This window comes from Candidatus Neomarinimicrobiota bacterium (genome assembly GCA_022573815.1).
In the GTDB taxonomy this organism is placed as follows: domain Bacteria; phylum Fidelibacterota; class SORT01; order SORT01; family SORT01; genus JACZTG01.
On record JACZTG010000034.1, the window covers coordinates 1 to 17,809 of the forward strand.

20 protein-coding genes are annotated in these 17,809 nt (G+C 39.5%); 18 read left to right on the forward strand and 2 right to left on the reverse strand.

From position 1 onward, the window contains the following. The 14 genes from IIB39_10160 to IIB39_10225 all read left to right on the forward strand — a co-directional run. Nucleotides 1–852, forward strand: an 852-nt coding sequence (locus IIB39_10160; GenBank protein ID MCH8929063.1) for a hypothetical protein, incomplete at its 5' end; no start/stop codon positions are given. Continuing rightward, nucleotides 849–2,075, forward strand: coding sequence for a hypothetical protein (locus tag IIB39_10165; protein ID MCH8929064.1), 1,227 nt, complete (start codon nt 849–851; stop codon nt 2,073–2,075). The genes IIB39_10160 and IIB39_10165, both read left to right, overlap by 4 nt. Beyond that, complete coding sequence (locus tag IIB39_10170; protein ID MCH8929065.1) at nt 2,050–3,264, forward strand: type II secretion system protein GspG; 1,215 nt, start codon at nt 2,050–2,052, stop codon at nt 3,262–3,264. The genes IIB39_10165 and IIB39_10170 overlap by 26 nt, the downstream gene beginning before the upstream one ends. A gap of 65 nt (nt 3,265–3,329) precedes the next feature. After that, nucleotides 3,330–3,749 (forward strand): hypothetical protein, encoded by a 420-nt coding sequence (locus tag IIB39_10175; protein ID MCH8929066.1) that lies wholly within the window; start codon nt 3,330–3,332, stop codon nt 3,747–3,749. 253 nt (nt 3,750–4,002) lie between these two features. Continuing rightward, the gene (locus IIB39_10180) at nt 4,003–4,245 is read left to right on the forward strand and encodes a MerR family transcriptional regulator (GenBank protein ID MCH8929067.1); all 243 of its coding nucleotides are present in this window, start codon (nt 4,003–4,005) and stop codon (nt 4,243–4,245) included. Continuing rightward, on the forward strand, nt 4,232–5,059 hold the full coding sequence (locus IIB39_10185) for an AAA family ATPase (GenBank protein ID MCH8929068.1): 828 nt from the start codon (nt 4,232–4,234) through the stop codon (nt 5,057–5,059). The genes IIB39_10180 and IIB39_10185 overlap by 14 nt, the downstream gene beginning before the upstream one ends. Then, a complete protein-coding gene (gene pilM, locus IIB39_10190; GenBank protein ID MCH8929069.1) occupies nt 5,052–7,058 on the forward strand; it encodes a pilus assembly protein PilM in 2,007 nt (668 codons plus the stop codon). The genes IIB39_10185 and pilM overlap by 8 nt, the downstream gene beginning before the upstream one ends. Before the next feature lie 14 nt (nt 7,059–7,072). After that, nucleotides 7,073–7,663, forward strand: coding sequence for a type 4a pilus biogenesis protein PilO (gene pilO, locus IIB39_10195; protein ID MCH8929070.1), 591 nt, complete (start codon nt 7,073–7,075; stop codon nt 7,661–7,663). 11 nt (nt 7,664–7,674) lie between these two features. Next, nucleotides 7,675–8,172: a hypothetical protein gene (locus IIB39_10200; GenBank protein ID MCH8929071.1), complete on the forward strand. Its 498-nt coding sequence runs from the start codon at nt 7,675–7,677 to the stop codon at nt 8,170–8,172. Continuing rightward, on the forward strand, nt 8,162–9,499 hold the full coding sequence (locus tag IIB39_10205) for a hypothetical protein (protein MCH8929072.1): 1,338 nt from the start codon (nt 8,162–8,164) through the stop codon (nt 9,497–9,499). The genes IIB39_10200 and IIB39_10205 overlap by 11 nt, the downstream gene beginning before the upstream one ends. Nucleotides 9,500–9,534: 35 nt before the next feature. Then, the gene (locus IIB39_10210; protein MCH8929073.1) at nt 9,535–10,611 is read left to right on the forward strand and encodes a type IV pilus twitching motility protein PilT; all 1,077 of its coding nucleotides are present in this window, start codon (nt 9,535–9,537) and stop codon (nt 10,609–10,611) included. Nucleotides 10,612–10,629: 18 nt separating this feature from the next. Further along, nucleotides 10,630–11,766, forward strand: coding sequence for a PilT/PilU family type 4a pilus ATPase (locus tag IIB39_10215; GenBank protein MCH8929074.1), 1,137 nt, complete (start codon nt 10,630–10,632; stop codon nt 11,764–11,766). Continuing rightward, nucleotides 11,763–12,173: a DUF3566 domain-containing protein gene (locus IIB39_10220; protein MCH8929075.1), complete on the forward strand. Its 411-nt coding sequence runs from the start codon at nt 11,763–11,765 to the stop codon at nt 12,171–12,173. The genes IIB39_10215 and IIB39_10220 overlap by 4 nt, the downstream gene beginning before the upstream one ends. Further along, nucleotides 12,170–13,606, forward strand: coding sequence for a glutamate--tRNA ligase (locus IIB39_10225; protein MCH8929076.1), 1,437 nt, complete (start codon nt 12,170–12,172; stop codon nt 13,604–13,606). Before IIB39_10220 ends, IIB39_10225 begins: the two co-directional genes overlap by 4 nt. Nucleotides 13,607–13,627: 21 nt before the next feature. Here IIB39_10225 and IIB39_10230 read toward each other — a convergent pair whose 3' ends face one another. Beyond that, nucleotides 13,628–14,335, reverse strand: coding sequence for a DUF3179 domain-containing protein (locus IIB39_10230; GenBank protein MCH8929077.1), 708 nt, complete (start codon nt 14,333–14,335; stop codon nt 13,628–13,630). Nucleotides 14,336–14,356: 21 nt separating this feature from the next. Then, nucleotides 14,357–14,683, reverse strand: coding sequence for a DUF3179 domain-containing protein (locus IIB39_10235; protein ID MCH8929078.1), 327 nt, complete (start codon nt 14,681–14,683; stop codon nt 14,357–14,359). Between the two features lie 514 nt (nt 14,684–15,197). On the opposite strand from IIB39_10235, the gene IIB39_10240 reads away from it, so the two are divergent. The 4 genes from IIB39_10240 to IIB39_10255 form a co-directional block, all read left to right on the forward strand. Further along, on the forward strand, nt 15,198–15,536 hold the full coding sequence (locus IIB39_10240; GenBank protein ID MCH8929079.1) for a winged helix-turn-helix transcriptional regulator: 339 nt from the start codon (nt 15,198–15,200) through the stop codon (nt 15,534–15,536). A gap of 4 nt (nt 15,537–15,540) precedes the next feature. Then, a complete protein-coding gene (locus IIB39_10245; protein MCH8929080.1) occupies nt 15,541–15,666 on the forward strand; it encodes an SRPBCC domain-containing protein in 126 nt (41 codons plus the stop codon). Between the two features lie 39 nt (nt 15,667–15,705). After that, the gene (locus IIB39_10250; GenBank protein MCH8929081.1) at nt 15,706–15,981 is read left to right on the forward strand and encodes an SRPBCC domain-containing protein; all 276 of its coding nucleotides are present in this window, start codon (nt 15,706–15,708) and stop codon (nt 15,979–15,981) included. 177 nt (nt 15,982–16,158) lie between these two features. Next, nucleotides 16,159–17,809: PAS domain S-box protein (locus IIB39_10255; protein ID MCH8929082.1), on the forward strand; the 1,651-nt coding region annotated here is incomplete at its 3' end.

The window sequence follows — 17,809 nt, forward strand, 5'->3', positions numbered from 1 at the left end:
CGAACATCCTTCACTCAGGACGCCGGCGGGAACCTTACAGACGGATTCGGAAACTCGTATGTTTATTCAACACTGAAAAAACTGAGCGCAGACGGCGATTCTGTTTATGCGACAATCACAAGTCTCGGCGCCGACGGTTCTTCAGGCGGCGCAGGAATTGATGCAGACATTAGTACTGAAATTTTTAAAAGCGACCTATACGGCTCTGTTTATGGGAATATTTATGATGTAAATGACTTTGGAATGGATAACGCAACCGTGACTATTTACTATACCGACGGGAGCGGAGGTATCACCAGTTCGTCGGTTATCTCGGCGAATGACGGCTATTATTTTTTTGCAAGAATACCGTTCGGATTGAACGCTCTTCGGATCGCTCCTTCAGGCGGAGTTGAAACCCACGCAACACGTGCTTTGGTGAGCAGCTCAACCAGTCCGCAGCCTAATATCTTTAATGTGGGTACGCTTTATCTGACAGGTACGCCGGTGACTTCCGGAACGAATAATGAGATCGTTGATTTCAATATTAGGAACGAATTGGGAGTTGATGTGACATTGAATGACTTTAGTGTGACCTACACTCATAGCACACAAACTCCGACATATGACCAGCTGCAGCTTGATGCGAGTCCTGTATGGACGGCGGGGGGAACAAGAGCGGGAAGCGGCGACCGGCTGTCGTTAGTTGCAGGAGGAACCTGGGTAAACTCAACGCTGAACAATAACACGACATACAACTTTACGGTGCGTGATTTTCAAGACGGCGGCAACACAGATATGAGTGGTGTCACTTTTACGGCGCGACTATATCTCGCCACCGGACAAATTTATGATTTCACCTTTACACCATGATAAATTTCTTCAAATCGAACAAAAGTCATTTCACCGTTAAGAAGATGATGGGATTTCATAGTTCAAGCGGAATGACGTTTATGGAAGTTATCATTATGATAGCAATTATTTCCGTCATTATGGCGACAGGAATGAAAGCAAATCAAAACGTACAGTTTCGTGAAAAGTTCGAGAATACGCTTTTAGAAATGCAGCAAATCAAAAAAGCGATAGTAGGGAATTCTGAACTAAAATCCGACGGCATTAGAAATGATTTCGGGTATGTTGGAGAAATGGGGAGGCTTCCTACAGCGCTTACCGAGCTAATGAGCAGAGGAGCCCAATCGGCAGGATTATATAACTCAACGCTTCATATTACAAGCGGTTGGGAGGGGCCGTATCTTCAGGAAACATTTACGAACTTTACCAGCGGGCCGCTGACAGATGAATTTGACCGGACTTATGAATGGGACTTAACGGAAGTGCCGAACAGCGGCGATACTATATCAGCTCGGATAATATCACGAGGAGCTGACAAAGCCACAGGCGGAACAGGAATTGATCAGGATATAACGTTAGAGATCTTTAAAAGAGAATGGCGGGGAAATATCACCGGGAAGGCATTTGATTCGGCCGGCAAAAAACTGAAAAAGGCAACGGTCAAAGTATATTTTCAGAACGGCAGTGGGGGGATTGGAACGAAAACCACCACCACGAACGCAAAAGGAATATTTTCTGTTTATTCACTCCCTTTCGGGCCGAAAAGTTTTTCCTTTACTCCCCTGGGCGGAGCGGAGGCACCTCCGAGACAACTCCGGATAGATTTGCCGTCTAAAATACTGCCTGATGTGAATAATATCGGTTCAATATTGCTTGCAGGCTCATCAGTGGCGGGTCCTTCAAACAATATAGTTAATGTTCAATTGACAAATAATCTGGGAAAAGATGTCACCGTTAATGATTGGAAAGCGATTTTCTCACTTAGTGTCTTTTATGATACATTTAAAATAGGTAATGCGACCCATTGGTCGAGTACAACCCCGAAAGCCGGTGATGGAGACCTTTTAAGTTCAATAGCAACGTTTACTCCGTATAACTTCGTGAATTCAACTACAATAACTTTTCAAATGAGAGTTTTTACAGATAGCGGCGGCGGAAGTGTAAATATGACAGGTAACCCTTTTACAATTACAATGTTTTTAAGCTCAGGAGTAGCGTATGAAATCGCCTTCACTCCACTCTAAAGGATTCACTATGATGGAGATGGTTGTTGTGATCACTCTCATCGGAATTCTGACCTCCATTGGAATAAATATTGTGATTCGAACTCTTGAAGCACAAAAAGCGGACGCAACATTGTCGGAAATGGAGGCTTTAAAAAGAGCGATAACAGGTGATGCTTCTATCGTGTTGAGCGGGAGAAGAAGCGAATTCGGATATTATGGAGATATGGGACGGATGCCTGTGACATTGCTGAATCTGCTTGTTAAGGGCTCGCAGCCATCCCTCACCAATAATTCAAAGTATGGTATAACCTACGGGTGGGGAGGTCCCTATCTCTCAAAGGGGTTCGAGGACGATCCAAATACAGCTTTTGAGGACAGTTGGGGAAACAGCTATATCTACAGCGATACAAAAACAGTCAACGCATCCGCTGACGTTGTAGTAGGTAAGATTTCCAGTCTCGGAGCGGACGGTTCGGCCGGCGGCACAGGATATGATGCGGATATAGATCTTGAAATTCTTGAAAGAGAAGTCGAATCTACGGTTTATGGAAGCGCTTATACTATTGACGGCAATCCGATGGTTTCGGGAAAAGTTTACATATGGAAACCGGTAGGCACAGCAATTTTAGCGGCGGATTCCGTTGTTACCGGTCTTCAGGGAACATTTTCCTTCTCCGGAGTTCCGAAAGGAACAAGAGCATTATCATTTCGCGCAATAGGAGGTCTCGAGACAAATATAAAAAGTATTCTCGTATCTGACGGAGCCGTAAGTATTCCGCGAGTGAGTAATATCGCGAATTTACTGTTTGTTACGGGCAGCCAGATTTTGGGAGGAGTATCCAACGAACAGGTGCAGTTTCAGATTCGTAATTTACTTGGTCAGGCTGTAACAGTAATAGATTTCAAAGCGGATTATCCCGGGAATTATAATCCTGCTACGGGTCCAAAATATGACCGATTAGTAGTAAACGCCGTCACCGTATGGCAAGAAGCTCTTTTTGCCGATATGGCGGGGAGCGCTGACCAAATAGATTCCAAAGGCGGCGGTATGTCAAACTTCAGTATCCCGAATAATCAGACAAGAACATTTTTGATGAGAGATTTTCAAAATGATGCGGCTGCTTTGAGCGATATGACAGGGACGGCATTCACAGTTACACTTTTTTCAAGCGATGGAAAACAATATTCTTTTGACTTTAGCTTATAGCTGTGTTAGGTTTTGATTACATTGATTTAATTCAATTAAATTTATAAATTGAAGGAGATAAATTCGTGATTGCTTTCCCGATACTCGGTGGATTTCTTATTTTATTCGGACTTCTGTTTTTATTCCTTCCTTCACAGTTATTGAAAATTACCGGCGCAGCCAATACAATATTTCCCGTTGACCAGCAAATTTTTAAGCATCGGTTTCTTGTAGGGATATTGATGATTTTATCTTCTCTGCTTCTGTATTATGTTTCCAGAATTTTATTGCCCATAAATACTGTTCTGAGTGTTACATCGCTTATTTTAGGAGTGATAATTCTGGTTTTCTCAGCAATACTTATTCTCAATCCGCGACTGATGGAAAAGATAAATGAGGTAGGGGGGAAGGTGATTGCAACTGACGAGATAACGCTGGTACATAGGAAAGTCACAGGTCTTTTATTTATATCTGCCGGGAGTTTTATGATTTACAGCTGGATGTAGCGCAGCTCCGAAAATTAGAATTTAGTCCGACTCATTTTAGTCGGGCTTTTTAGTATAAATAAGAATTACTCCTAAAACAGCGTTATTGAGGGAGTAATGCATAAGAATCAAAATATCGCTAATCTGTTGTTAATTCGGGATTTGCAGTAGTAAGACGAAAATATTACTTGACATATGGCATCTGAAACATTACTATTACTCAGGAACCATTGAGTATACTACTGAACCATGGAGTGATAGTAACAGAGATTTAATGAATGATATGAAGGACATCTACCTGATCGGAGACCTGGCTCGACTTACGGGATTCTCCATCGATACACTCAATTATTACCTCAGGATTGAGCTTATCAAGGCGAAAGGAAGAAGTATGCATAACGGATACAGATACTTTGACGATGAAACGGTTGAATCTTTAATGAAAATCAGAGAATTACGAGCCAATCATACGCCAATCAGGTATATCAAAAGAAGGATAGAAGATGGAATACTATGAAGAACTCGGTCTGAGAAAAGAACCGTTCTCAACATCGCCGGACCCGGAATTCTTCTTTTACTCAAAAGAGCATAAAGAGTGCATCCAAAGATTGGAAATCAATATCAGGATGAAACGCGGCTTAAGTGTAATTTTGGGCGATGTGGGCACGGGAAAAACTACTCTAAGTAGAATGATTATCCAATTATTCGATACTTTTTCCAAGCAATATGATTTTCATCTTATCCTTGATCCCGCATTCGAATCAGAGTTTGAATTCGTAAAAAATCTCGCTTCGGTATTTAATATTAAAGATACTGCCCGTTCAACATTTGAATATAAAATGCTCATTGAGAATTATCTTTATAAGAAAGCGGTAGAAGAAAATAAAGTAGTAGTGTTAGTTGTGGACGAAGGTCAAAAGCTTACTCCTCTTCATATTGAGGCTCTCAGGACACTTCTGAATTTTGAAACTAACGATGCCAAATTACTCCAGTTGGTAATACTTGCTCAAAGTGAGTTTATGTTCAAAATAAAGAGACAGCCGAATTTTTTAGACAGGATAAGTCTTGGCTATGTAATAAATCCGATAAATGAAGAAGATACTAAGGGGATGATTCAATATAGGCTTAAAAAAGCAGGATTTAACGGAGATGTGCCTCTTTTCACGGAAGAGGCGATTTCTAAAATTTATCAGTTTACTCAGGGATACCCCAGAAAGATAATTCAATTTTGTCATAATGTTCTTATCGATTTACTGCGGAATGGAAAGAAACAGGTGAGCGAAGATATGGTAGTTACGGTAATCAGGCGCGAGAGTCCCTGGCATGTCTGAACAGCAGCAGATAGACGACCCAAGCATTAAGCTGCTCGAAACTCTTCGGAAGAGGGATAAGCTACAGGCTCCGGTTGAGCGTGAGACCGCTTCTTTCTTGGTGGAATCAGAAAATTTACTTGAAAAAGAAGCTCTTGAAGATCCATTTGACGATTTAGAGCGTGCCGTTGATAATGAAATTTCTTCGATAGAACCCGATACTCGGGAGGAGGTATTAGAAGAAGGAAGTCTGCCTCACCTCCCGGCGGATGTTGAAGAATCAAAAATTCAAAAGCAATTCTTCAGCAAAACAGGAAGTAAAAGCCTTTCGATTGTTAATAAAATATCAATCTATCTGAAAAGATGGATAACAGGCGAACAACAAGTGATAGGGATTGACATAAACGGCAACACACTGAGTGTAGTAAAAATTTCTAATAAACTTGAAGGGAAAACACTCACTGAATTCGTCAGCTGTGAAATTATCGGCGATACGGGCGCCAAGAGATCAAAAGATATAATTGACGCTCTTAAAACTGTCATGTCCGATAAAACATTCAAGAATGGAAATGTGGTGATATCAATATCGGGACCCAACACAGCGATAAAACAATTCGTTTTACCGAAGTTGACTGGTAAAGAAATCCAGCAGGCGGTAAAATGGCAGGCACAGAAAAATCTACCGTTCAAGGTAGAAGATTCTGTGTATGATTATTTTCTGAATCCGGATGCGGCAGGCGATGTTACTCCGGTAACAATTGTCGCAGCAGAAAATAAATATCTGAACGATGTTTTATCCAATTATAAAAAATCAGATGTAAAGATAAAAAAAATATCTCCTACACCGTTTGCCTTGTTGGATATTTTACAGCTCTCGGGGAAAGATGATGGCAATTCTTCATTTGTTATAATTGATATCGGGTGGGACAGAATGACCATCACTTTTATAAGTAAGGGGCTGATACAATTTATCAGGGACGTTCCGGTGGGTGTTTCCGAGATAGTGGACGGATTGCAAGGAAGCGTTACATTCCGCGATAAAACAGCGGTAATAAACGAATTGATGGCGAAAAGATTATTAGAGAAATACGGAATACCTCTTGAGTTGATAGATTCTTTCACAGATGAAAACAGCAAGATCAACAGCATTTCTCAGCAAATGAGTGGCGCTGTGGATCGAATCGTAGAGGAAGTAAATCGTTCGTTAAATTATTTCAAGAGGAAGTTTCCCGAAATAGACGACACGGACATCATATATCTCTCGGGTCAGGGCGCGGATCTATATAATATGGGTCTGCTTTTAAGAAGAACCACACGCCTTCAGGTGGAACGTATAAATCCTCTATTAGGTCTCAATGTTGAGAAAAGTTCAGCATCAATTTCAGCTTTTAATAAAGTCGCATCGTCTCTTGCAGTTGCCACAGGCTTAGCGAGAAACTTATTCAAAGGTCCTAACATTGCTCCGGATGACGCTAAAATAGATATAACATTCGGAGTAGTGAAAAAGGCTTTCGCTATCGGGATCGTCGCCATCGCTTTTATCCTTTCTGCTCTTACCCTTTCAGTAAGTATCGAGCTTGAAGAAAAAAAAGATTTAGCAAAGAGCGCTGAGCTGGCGCTTGCTTCACTCTCACCGATTCAGCAACAATATTTATCGTCAAGCAAAGAGACAGGAACTCTGCGGGAGCTGATGAAAATTATGAACGATGAAGACCGGAAAACCACATGGTTCCGATCGCAGCTAAACTTACTAAGCGCGCTGTCTCCGCCTGAAATGATGATGTCTCACATTGATATAAGAACAAGCGTATCAAAAACTGATCAGGACAAGGGTGTATCGTTTGTGCAGCTTACAGGAGCGATATTCGCTGATGATTTTTTCTCAAAGCAGATCGTTAGGGATTACCAAGACGCATTGAAAAGCACAAATCTTTTTACAAATGTTGAAGTTACAGAATCAAACCTTGCCGGTTCGGGGAATACTCGCGCAATGTTTTTCGTAATTAACTGTTTTCTATGATAGGATAATATGATATGAGCGAACTGAACCGAAGAATTGGAGCATTAACCGTCGTTACAGTGATGCTTGTAGCCGGATGGTATTTTTTCCTCCATTTTCCCATTGCGAATAAATTAGAACCTGTCAAAGCGAGAATAGGTTTAGTGAAAGGGCAAATGAAAAAAGTAGAGGAGATGGGAGGAAACATCAGTGATTTGATAGATAATCTCGAAGATCTAAGGGATTCGGTTATGCTTTTGAAAGAGAAAATGGGTTCGATTCAGGAAGTAGATTCGTTACTTTTGCAAATTCGCGCTCTTGCGGACACTCATGGTCTGCAGATTCAAACATTAGCTCCAAAGCTTTCTTTGAATTCGTTTGATGACGAGGATACTTATAGAAGAGAATCTGTGATGGGGCTTGTGAAATTACCTGTGGATTTAAGGCTAAAAGGTGATTTTCTCGAATTCGGAAAATTTATGAATGATATTAAAAGTAACGGTATTCTTTATTCGGTGGAAGACTTAAAAATAAGGCGGAAAATTGATGAACTTCCAACTTTATCATTTCATGTAGTGATGCATCTGTTTTTAATAGACAAAGATTTTAACTCAGAGACAATTTAGGGGCTGCGGATTTGGCTAACAGGCAAAAAATATTGTTAATATTGTTGGGATTGACAGCGGCATACTACTTTTATGACCTTTTGGGTGGCGATGGCGGCGGTGGAATAGTCAATACACCTGTGATCAAAAATTTACCCGTTTCGATTATTCAAGAACCTAATGCGCAACAGCTGGTTAAAAATGTCACTTTAATTATTCCCGGTGAGGGAAATCTCAGTATTGACTTTCAAGGCACATGGGATACGGATCCGTTTTTTAAGCCGGATTTTCTGGATTATCTGAATCGATCTTCGGATGGTAATTTTGCAAATGCAGGAAATCTTGACAGCAGTTTCGTGCTCTCGGGTATAGTGGATGAATGGGTAATAATCGGGGGTGAAGTTTATGAGATTAAAGATAAAGTAAATGGATACATACTAAGTGAAATAGGGGATGAGTATGCAATATTAACTCTTGGAAATACAAATCTCCGACTCGAATTAGGAGGTTACAAGCAGGATGAACAATAGATTCTTTACATATAAAATATTTGTTATAACAACGATAATATCATTAAATATCGCGATTCCAAGCTATGTAGAGGCTGATATGCTTCTCCAGAGAGGACGGAACGCAACGGTGAATATTGAGCTAAAAAATGCTGAAATACAGGATGTTCTTAAGCTGTTAGCGAAAAAACACGGATTAAATATAATTACGAGTCCCGATGTCGTAGGTACAATCTCTGTCTCTTTAAAAGGAGTCAAAATCAGACACGCCTTAGATTCAATTATTAAAATGAATGGTTATGACTGGTTCCAGGAAAATAATATTATCATGGTTAAACCGGCAAATACTGAAATTCGGGGAGATAAGGTTACCAAAGTTTTCAAGCTTAATTATATTGATGCGGATAAAGTGAAAGAATCTTTAGTAGGAGTGGTCTCATCGAGATCTGAAATAACCACGTTCGGATTGGCGGTCAAGGGAGGCGAAACTCAGAAAACAGGAGCTTCAAATATTATTATCGTGACGGATGTTCCTCAGAATATTCCGAATATCACCGCAGTTATTGATGCGTTAGATGTTCCGGTACCTCAAATTACGATAGAGGTTCAGTTTGTTGAGACAAGACTTTCCGAAAACGAAGATTTTGGAATAAATTGGAACGCAACTGCAACTTTTGGAGGTGGACCTTCTTCCGGCACTTCGACAGTTACCGGCGTGGCAAGTCAACAGACCGGATTTCCCATACTTGGAACATTTAAAGGATTCAATATTGCGACTCTTTCGCTTCAGCAATTTAAAATTGTTATGGATGCTCTAATGACTGAAGGAAGGTCAAAATTGCTCAATAATCCGACGCTCTCGACATTAGACAATCAGGAGGCATTTACAGAGATTAAAACGACTATTCCGGTAGCTGTTCCGCAGACACAAACAGGTTCCAGCGTAACCGGAGGCTTAACGCTTACTCAGGCGCTGACGTTTGAGGATAAGGATATAAGTATCTCGCTTAAAATAATACCTCATGTTACGGAAAATGACTATGTCATGCTTGCCATTACTACCTCTGTAGCAGCAATTACCGGTTTTACAGGTCCTAATAATGACAGGCCGATAACATCTGAAAGGAAAGCTGATACAAAAATAATGGTAAGGGCTGGTGATACGGCTGCGATTGGCGGGCTGATAAAAGAAGATGAATTTATAAGTTACAAGAAAGTGCCGTATTTAAGTTCTATTCCTCTAATCGGAAAACTGTTTGTTCATAAGTCATTGGAAAAAAGCAAAGATGAGCTTATCATATTTATTACACCTCATATTCAATATTTTCATGATTTGACAGCCAATTGATATTATCTGAAATGGCTTACTAAACAGGCATTAGGATGGAAATATTCGAAATCCTAAAATTTGCTGTTGATACCGATGCATCGGATATTCACATCACTGTTGGTTCTCCACCGATGTTGAGAATAGACGGGAGAATGAAGAAAATCGAATCATCTCCATTGGAAAAAGAAGAAGTTGACCGACTGATCTATGATATAATGACAGAAAATCAGCGAAGAGAACTCGAAGAAAATTTTGAAGTTGATTTTTCACGCGAATTAAGCGGCATAGGCAGATTTCGAGTGAATGTATTCTACGGCAGGCAGGGAAAAGCAGCTGTCTTAAGGATAATAAAATCAGATATTTTAACCTTTGAACAGCTCGGATTGCCTGAAGTAATAAGAGAATTATCCTCCCTTGATAAAGGCTTGGTTCTCGTCACAGGACCGACAGGTTCGGGAAAATCCACCACGCTTGCAACAATGATAGACTATATAAACTCCAACTATGAATATCATATAATTACCATTGAAGACCCGATTGAATTTATACATGAACCGAAGAAGTCGCTGATTAATCAGAGAGAATTGCATACGAATACCAAGTCCTTTACGAACGCTCTTCGGTCTTCTCTCAGAGAGGATCCTGATGTTATTTTGCTTGGGGAGTTGAGAGACCTGGAAACGACATCTCTGGCTATTACAGCAGCAGAAACCGGACACCTTGTCTTCGGAACTTTGCATACGAATTCGGCGGCTAAAACAGTGAACAGGATAATAGATCAATATCCTGCCGAGGAGCAGGGACAGATACGGAGTATGCTTGCGGAATCTCTCAGGGGAGTTATCGCGCAGCTGTTACTTCCGAAAAAGGGTGGAGGCAGAGTGGGGGCGTTCGAAATACTTATCTGCACGCCCGCGGCATCAAATATGATTCGGGAGGACAAAATATTTCAACTTGATTCAATAATTCAAACAAATCTGAAAATGGGAATGATAACAATGGACCAATCATTAGCAGCATTGATTAAACAAGGTCAAATCGAACCTGAAGTGGCTTATCGCCATGCCCGCGATGCTAAAAGCGTAGCAAAACTCGCCGGGTTAGCCCCGGTTGAAGAAAGTAAATCATAAGGTTTTTGATATAATTTAATGGACTTTTCACCTTTATTTAAGTTGATGGCGGAAAAAGAAGCATCGGATATGTTCATCGCAGCTGACGCTCCTGTATATTTCAAAATTAAAGGAGCCCTTGTAACCGTTGCAGCCCGGAAAGTAACAGCGGAAGAAATCGACAATATGATCTCCCATCTAATATCAGCCGAAGATTATCAGCGGTTTAAAAACGATAAAGATTTTGATACGAGTTTAGTTGTTGAAGGTGTTGGAAGATTCAGATTAAACATATTCGTCCAGAAAGGTTCTCCCGGAGTTGTCGCAAGGCGAATTTCTACTGATATGCCGGCTCTTGAAGAGCTGGGACTGCCTAAGCAGCTGGCGGATGTTACTTTAGAAAAGAATGGATTAGTGCTTATAGTAGGAGGCGCAGGTTCAGGAAAATCCACAACTTTGGCAGCGATGGTTGACTATAGGAACTCCAATTCTGACGGGCATATAATTACTATTGAAGACCCTATAGAATTTGTACATGAAAATAAAAAAAGTTTAGTTACTCAGCGAGAAGTGGGTACAGACAGTAAGTCATACAGCGCTGCTTTGAGGAGCGCGCTCAGGCAGGCTCCCGATGTGCTTCTTATAGGTGAAGTGAGAGACAGAGAATCAATGGAAGCCGCGATTTCCTTTGCCGAAACGGGACACCTGGTATTGGGAACGCTTCACGCTAATAATGCTCCTCAAACAATGGACAGGATATTCGGATTTTTCCCGAATGATATGCATGATATGTTGAAGCTCCAATTGTCTCAGACCTTAAAAGCCGTTATGGCGCAAAGGTTGGTAAAATCTAAAAGAAGGAACGAGCGATTTGTAGCAGTAGAATTTATGACTCTTACTGGCAGGATATCTGATCTCATCCTAAAGGGAGAATTCCAATCGTTAAAGAGCGCAATAGAGAGATCTGAAGGTCAGGGTATGATTACTTTTGATGAGTCTCTCTTTCAATTGTATAAATCCGGTAAAATCAATTTCGAAACGGCATTGACAAATTCGGATTCGCCAACGGATTTGCGGTTAAGGATTCGCTCAGAGGAGGAATCGGTTATGCCCACAAATATTAGGTTGATGGACGAGGAAACTGAAGATAGCCGGCTTAATGAAGAGAATATATGAAATATGAATTAAAATCTATTGAACTATGGAGCATTGTTCGTACTATTTTTTTAGTATCATTGGCTATTCATCTGATTCTTGGAATGGGACTATTACTAATACTGCTTATAGGTATGAACGTTTCAACAAGTTTGCTGGACGACAATGTGCAGTATTATGATGACATAGATAGTTTTGGATTGCCCATCGGTCCTATTTTAGTAATAGTTATATCCATTGGGGCTTCAACCATCTATTCATTGTTTTATTTTGCAATCGGTGCGCTCTATAATTTATTTTCCGGATGGTTAGGTGGTATCGAAATAACTCTTGAGGAACGAGTTCAGTCTGTAAAAACCGTTCTAATTCCCAAAGAAAATCAAGTTAGCGAAGATGATGAAAGCGAAGAGGATAGCCCGGAAGAGTGACATCTAATTCTAATGATGTAAGGGTAAGATTCGCGCCAAGCCCCACGGGGCATTTACATGTAGGCGGCGCTCGGACTGCTTTATTTAATTATCTCTACACAAAATCTCATAATGGCAAATTCCTTCTGAGAATCGAAGATACTGATAAAGAGCGTTCGGATGATAGTATGGTCATCGAAATCAAAGAAAGTTTAGAGTGGCTTGGATTAAAGTGGGATGAAGAGATTGTCTACCAATCCGCTCGAACCGCAATGTATAATGAATCAATATCAAAGTTACTCTCGACTCAAACGGCATACAGATGTTTCTGCGAACCGGACGATCTCGACAAGAAGAGAAAGGAAGCTCAACAGAATAAAAGGCAATATAAATATGATGGAACTTGCAGAAATCTTCTCAATGATGAAATTGAAAGTAATATTGAAGAGAGAAAACTTTTCGCGATAAGGTTTGCAACACCCCAAGAAGGAGAAACTATAGTTAACGACCTTATCTATGGGGATGTAGTATTCAAAAATAGTGAAATTGATGATTTTATAATCGCAAGAAGAGACGGGTCTCCCACATATCAGCTTGCGGTTGTGACTGATGACTGGAAAATGAATATTTCCCACGTAATAAGAGGAGAGGATCATCTCTCAAATACCCCGAAACAGCTGCTCTTATTTGACGGATTAGGCGTAAAAGAGCCGATTTACGCTCACTTACCGCTAATATTGGGTAATGATAACCAAAGGTTATCAAAACGGCATGGAGCAACGGCCGTTACAGAATTCCGAAATCAGGGAATACTTCCGGAAGCGCTATTGAATCATTTGAGTTTATTGGGATGGTCGCCAAAAGACGACACAGAATTTATGGATTTAGACGAAATTCTTAAACGGTTCAGGCTGGATAATGTATCGCGAAAAAGCGCTGTGTTCGACCATAAAAAACTTCTTTGGATTAACGGGCAGCACTTGTCGTCTAAGAGTTCGGAAGAGCTTCTCCCGTTAGTGGAGAATGAGTGGAATCTTTCAGCTGCTGATTATGAGGGTTCTGATTATCTGATGAAAGTCATAAATATTGTAAAGACACGCGCTAAAACACGTGAAGAGCTCGTTAACTTCGGAAATTACTTTTTCAATGATCCAACTGAGTTTGACGAAAATGCGGTAAAAAAGTATTGGTCTGAAAATGCGGTGAACGAAAATATCGGAATTCTTCTTGAAAATCTTTCCAATCTTGATGACTTTTCTGAAGAAAAATTGGAAGAGGTACTAAGATCAACCGCCGATTCAATCGGAATTAAAGCTGCATCTCTTATTCATCCCACTCGACTTGCGTTAACAGGATTTGGCGTAAGCCCCGGCATATTTGTAGTTATGAATATGCTTGGTAAAAAAGTAGTGCTACGCCGATTAAATTCGGCTTTTGAAAATTTCCCCGTATGATTGGTATTGCGGTAAATTTACTTAACCGGAAGGGTTCCAGATAACCGTTCTCGGATAGAAGCCTCTCCAGCCGAACCAAAATGCTTGTGTACCGACGATAGGACTTAATTGGTCGCCTTTTAGTTCACCCTTAACAGCTTTGCCGCTTAATCCGTCCCATAATGTTCCTGTTTCTACATCTCGAATAAAATGTCCCTCGCTGGACTCCGCTACTTCAAAGTTTAGAGCCTTCCCATTTAATATTCTGTTAAATGCAGTAGCTGTTTGTCCGTCTGATGAGTAAACAACAAGTAATTTAAAGTTATCAATCTCATAGTTCACATGATTCGTTTTGGTGAAATACTTATGAGGAAAAACAACCGGAATATCATCAATGAGGACTCCCAATACTATGTCCTTTCCATCTAAACGTCTATCAAAGTTAACTGTTCCGACGATTCCGAGGCGATCTCTCGATTTATTATAACTTGTATAGGTGGATTCAGAAGTAAATCTACTTTTTATCAATACTTTTGAATCCGGATAGAGCTTTTTCCATTCACTCCACTTAAGATGCTGCACAGGTAATGATTTGAGCTGTGTACCCTTATATTCTCCTTTTATTGCTTTTCCGGATATGTGGCTCCAATACGATCGCGTTTCTCTGTCGTACATGACAAGCGCGTCTCGCCAGAGATTCCCGGATACTCCGAATGAATTAACTTTGCCGTCAAATTTGCGGGCATACACGATGCCTGTAAAGCAAAGAGGTCACCATGTAACCGAAATGTAAGTGTCTCCCACAAAATCATTGACTATTTCGTGCCTGTCTAAATGCCAGGTGGAATATGCTCTTGCATCACCGTTTATGACAAGTCCCATAACCAATTCATCATTTTTCATGAATTTTTCGGCTTCTTTAACGCTAACAAATTCCGGATTATCTATTGCCGGGATACCATCTCTCGGGAGTATATAATACATACGATCACCGTCAATTATCTCGTATGATCCTCTTTGTGGAAGCGCTATAGGGGTGAATGTCAAAATTAGCACGAATGCTGACATCATAATGAGACTAAATTTTCTAATAAGCATTCAGATTATCCTCGTATTTCGGTTAAAAGTTCGTTTGATATTTTAATATATATGCTGACACATTACTGTAATACTAAATACATGAATTATGCAACTTTAAAAGAAAATGCAATTTTAGTGGCGGTATGCGGTCAAAAGGAGAGAAGTCAATACGAATTCCTCTCTGAGTTATTAACACGCGCTATCATAATGTAATAGATCATATATATTACGTAATATGCTATCGTATAAAGATATACAATGACGGTTAAAAGAGTAAAATATTCGTATTTTCTACAAATAATATATTTAATAAACAAGTTATCAACATTTGTACCTCTAACCAATATTGAATGTTGATAACATTTATCAGTGATACAATATTTAGTAAATATTGAATAAAGAAATACCATATAGTGTTGTTTATCAACTTATTTTATCTCTGTGAGCGAGAAATTATTGAAAAAGGAAGTAAATGTAATTATTTCAACAATAACGTTTGACAGGAGTGAATTACGAGATTATATTTAACCATATGGTTAAATATACTTCGGGTACTATTGATTCTACATTTTCTGCCTTAGCGGATCCCACTCGACGGGCGATTATTCAACGGTTAGAATTCAGTAATTGTTCAGTACTCGAAATTGCTAAACCTTTTCAAATTTCCCTTCCGGCTATATCCAAACATCTCAAGGTTCTCGAAAGAGCCGGATTGATTGAACGGCACAAACAGGGAAAAACTCATATCATAAATTTAATGGCTGATCCTATGAAGAATGCTGCCGAGTGGCTCAATCACTATTCAATTTTCTGGGAAGGACAGCTTGAAGCATTTTCAAAATATATAAATACTAAAAATAAGGAGGAGTAATAGAATGAATGATGTACAAGAGATGGAAACAAATACATTGGAGGTTTCAAAAACTTACAATGCCACAGTTGAAACCGTATGGAACGCGTGGACTAACCCGGAGGAAATATCCAGATGGTGGCTTCCTTAGGGCTTCACGGAACCCTCCGTACCTGAAGTTGACTTAAGGATTGGTGGAAATTTCAAATATCATATGAAACCCGCAGAGGGTGACGCATTTTATGCTCACGGTGTATTTAAAGAGATAATTCCAAATGAACTGATTAAATCCACTTGGCAATGGAGTAATGGCGATCAAGAGACTTTATTAACCGTCAAGTTCAATGAAGTTGAAGACGGTACACAGCTGACTGTTATTCATGAGTTATTCCAGGACGAGGAACAGAAAAATATGCACGCTGACGGTTGGAACAGTTGTATGTCAAGAATTGAAAGAATACTCTGATATATGATTTAATAAAATAATAATAAATAGTTTACTTTAAGCTACTTGCACTTTTATAGATAAATTTATATCTTCCTCCTGCCGGAGAATGAGTATGTATGTTGTTATTTACATCAGTCCTCATTCTTGTGTGGAATTACAATCAAGGGAGTGTTGATTTAAAGTTTGTGAATATAAGTGCCTAATCCTAAACCTACAGATACACAGCCGTTAGGCTTTCTCCGATACCGCAAAAACGGCAGACTGGATGAAATAAATTCTGCTGTTCCGAAGTTGTTCGGATATAAGTCAAAAAAAGAATTTCTCTCCTCCAAAACTCCAAAAGAAATTTTCGATCTGATATCCGAAAAAGTCACTTATATGGATATAACCGCAGATTGGTCTTCCTTTGAATCTATTTTTTCGAAAAAGGATGGATCAAAATTATATTCGGAATACTTCATCTCATTGAGCGATGATTCTTTAAAGGTACATATAAATGATATAGGCGTTCAGGAAGGACTTGAGCGAGCTTTAAGAGAGAGTGAAGAAAAATCTAAGTTAATGTTAGATACTTTGGTTGACGGTGTGATAACAATGGGCACCAATTTTCTTATTGAATCAGTGAATCCGGCTGTGGAAAAAATATTCGGCTACAAAGATAAAGAACTAATTGGAAAGAATATAAAAATATTAATGCCGGAACCGGATAAAAGTCTCCATAATAAATACGTTGATTCCTATCAAAAATCCGGAAAAGCAAAAATTATCGGAATTGGGAGAGAAGTCAAAGGCAGGAAGAAAAATGGAAAAATATTTCCAATATACTTAGGTGTGAGTGAACTTACCCTCAAGGATCGTAAGTTATATATCGGATTAATCAGGGATATTTCTGTTCAGAAAAAAGCTGAAAATGATCTTTTATTAGCTCATGTGGAACTCGAAAATAAAGTTACCGAACGAACCTCTGAACTATTGGATACAAACGAGAAACTCTCCAATGAAATATCATTCAGAAAAGCTACTGAGAAAATTCTTGAGAGGCAGGCTTCTTTCGTAAGGCAAAATCCGGGGCCGGTGTTCCAAACGGATTATAGGGGTATGATTACATTCGCAAATCCTGTATCAGAAAAACTATACGGGAAAAACCTGATAAATAAATCAATAATTGATATAATGAAAGGAATAACGAAATCTCAATTAAAAAAATTGAAGGGTGAAAGGGCTGTTCTTTTTGAAGAGGATATCGGAGATAAAACTTTCCTTCTTACAATAATAAAAGACACTAAAGCAAAAAATATTTATGTATATGGCGCTGACATCACATTGCATCGTCAATCTGAAGAACTTCTGAGGATTAGCGAAGAACGGTTCAGGCAATTCTTTTATAATCAACCTGAATATTGCTATGTAGTCTCGCCTGAAGGAATAATATTAGATGCCAACCCATCCGCTTTTAAAATTCTTGGATATAAGCGTGGGGAATTGGTTGGTAAATCTGTGCTGAAAATCTATCCGCCTGAATCTCGCGAGAGAGTTAAAAATAATTTGAAAGAATGGCTATCGACGGGAATTCTTAAAGAAGTGGAAATGGAGATTGTCACCAAACATGGTGAGCGAAGGAATGTGTACCTCACCGCAAGCGCTATTTATGATAAAAATGGTAAGCTTCTTCACTCAATATCAGTTCAGTTGGATATTACCGACAAGATTAGAGATCAGAAGGAAAAAGAACGGCTATCACGAAATCTCGGTTATAGGGTAAAAGAACTTTCTTGTTTGCAGGCGGTTGGAGAAATAATAGAGAATGAAACTTCACTTAGTAGGTTATTAAGCAAGGTATCGAAAA

What these genes read in the sequence shown, in the direction of transcription:
- pilO (MCH8929070.1), top strand. Translation starts at nt 7,073, where the DNA reads ATGAGCGAACTGAACCGAAGAATTGGAGCATTAACCGTCGTTACAGTG.
- IIB39_10205 (MCH8929072.1), top strand. Translation starts at nt 8,162, where the DNA reads ATGAACAATAGATTCTTTACATATAAAATATTTGTTATAACAACGATA.
- IIB39_10180 (MCH8929067.1), top strand. Translation starts at nt 4,003, where the DNA reads ATGAATGATATGAAGGACATCTACCTGATCGGAGACCTGGCTCGACTT.
- IIB39_10240 (MCH8929079.1), top strand. Translation starts at nt 15,198, where the DNA reads ATGGTTAAATATACTTCGGGTACTATTGATTCTACATTTTCTGCCTTA.
- IIB39_10245 (MCH8929080.1), top strand. Translation starts at nt 15,541, where the DNA reads ATGAATGATGTACAAGAGATGGAAACAAATACATTGGAGGTTTCAAAA.
- IIB39_10170 (MCH8929065.1), top strand. Translation starts at nt 2,050, where the DNA reads ATGAAATCGCCTTCACTCCACTCTAAAGGATTCACTATGATGGAGATG.
- IIB39_10185 (MCH8929068.1), top strand. Translation starts at nt 4,232, where the DNA reads ATGGAATACTATGAAGAACTCGGTCTGAGAAAAGAACCGTTCTCAACA.
- IIB39_10235 (MCH8929078.1), bottom strand. Translation starts at nt 14,683, where the DNA reads ATGCTTATTAGAAAATTTAGTCTCATTATGATGTCAGCATTCGTGCTA.
- pilM (MCH8929069.1), top strand. Translation starts at nt 5,052, where the DNA reads ATGTCTGAACAGCAGCAGATAGACGACCCAAGCATTAAGCTGCTCGAA.
- IIB39_10215 (MCH8929074.1), top strand. Translation starts at nt 10,630, where the DNA reads ATGGACTTTTCACCTTTATTTAAGTTGATGGCGGAAAAAGAAGCATCG.
- IIB39_10220 (MCH8929075.1), top strand. Translation starts at nt 11,763, where the DNA reads ATGAAATATGAATTAAAATCTATTGAACTATGGAGCATTGTTCGTACT.
- IIB39_10165 (MCH8929064.1), top strand. Translation starts at nt 849, where the DNA reads ATGATAAATTTCTTCAAATCGAACAAAAGTCATTTCACCGTTAAGAAG.
- IIB39_10210 (MCH8929073.1), top strand. Translation starts at nt 9,535, where the DNA reads ATGGAAATATTCGAAATCCTAAAATTTGCTGTTGATACCGATGCATCG.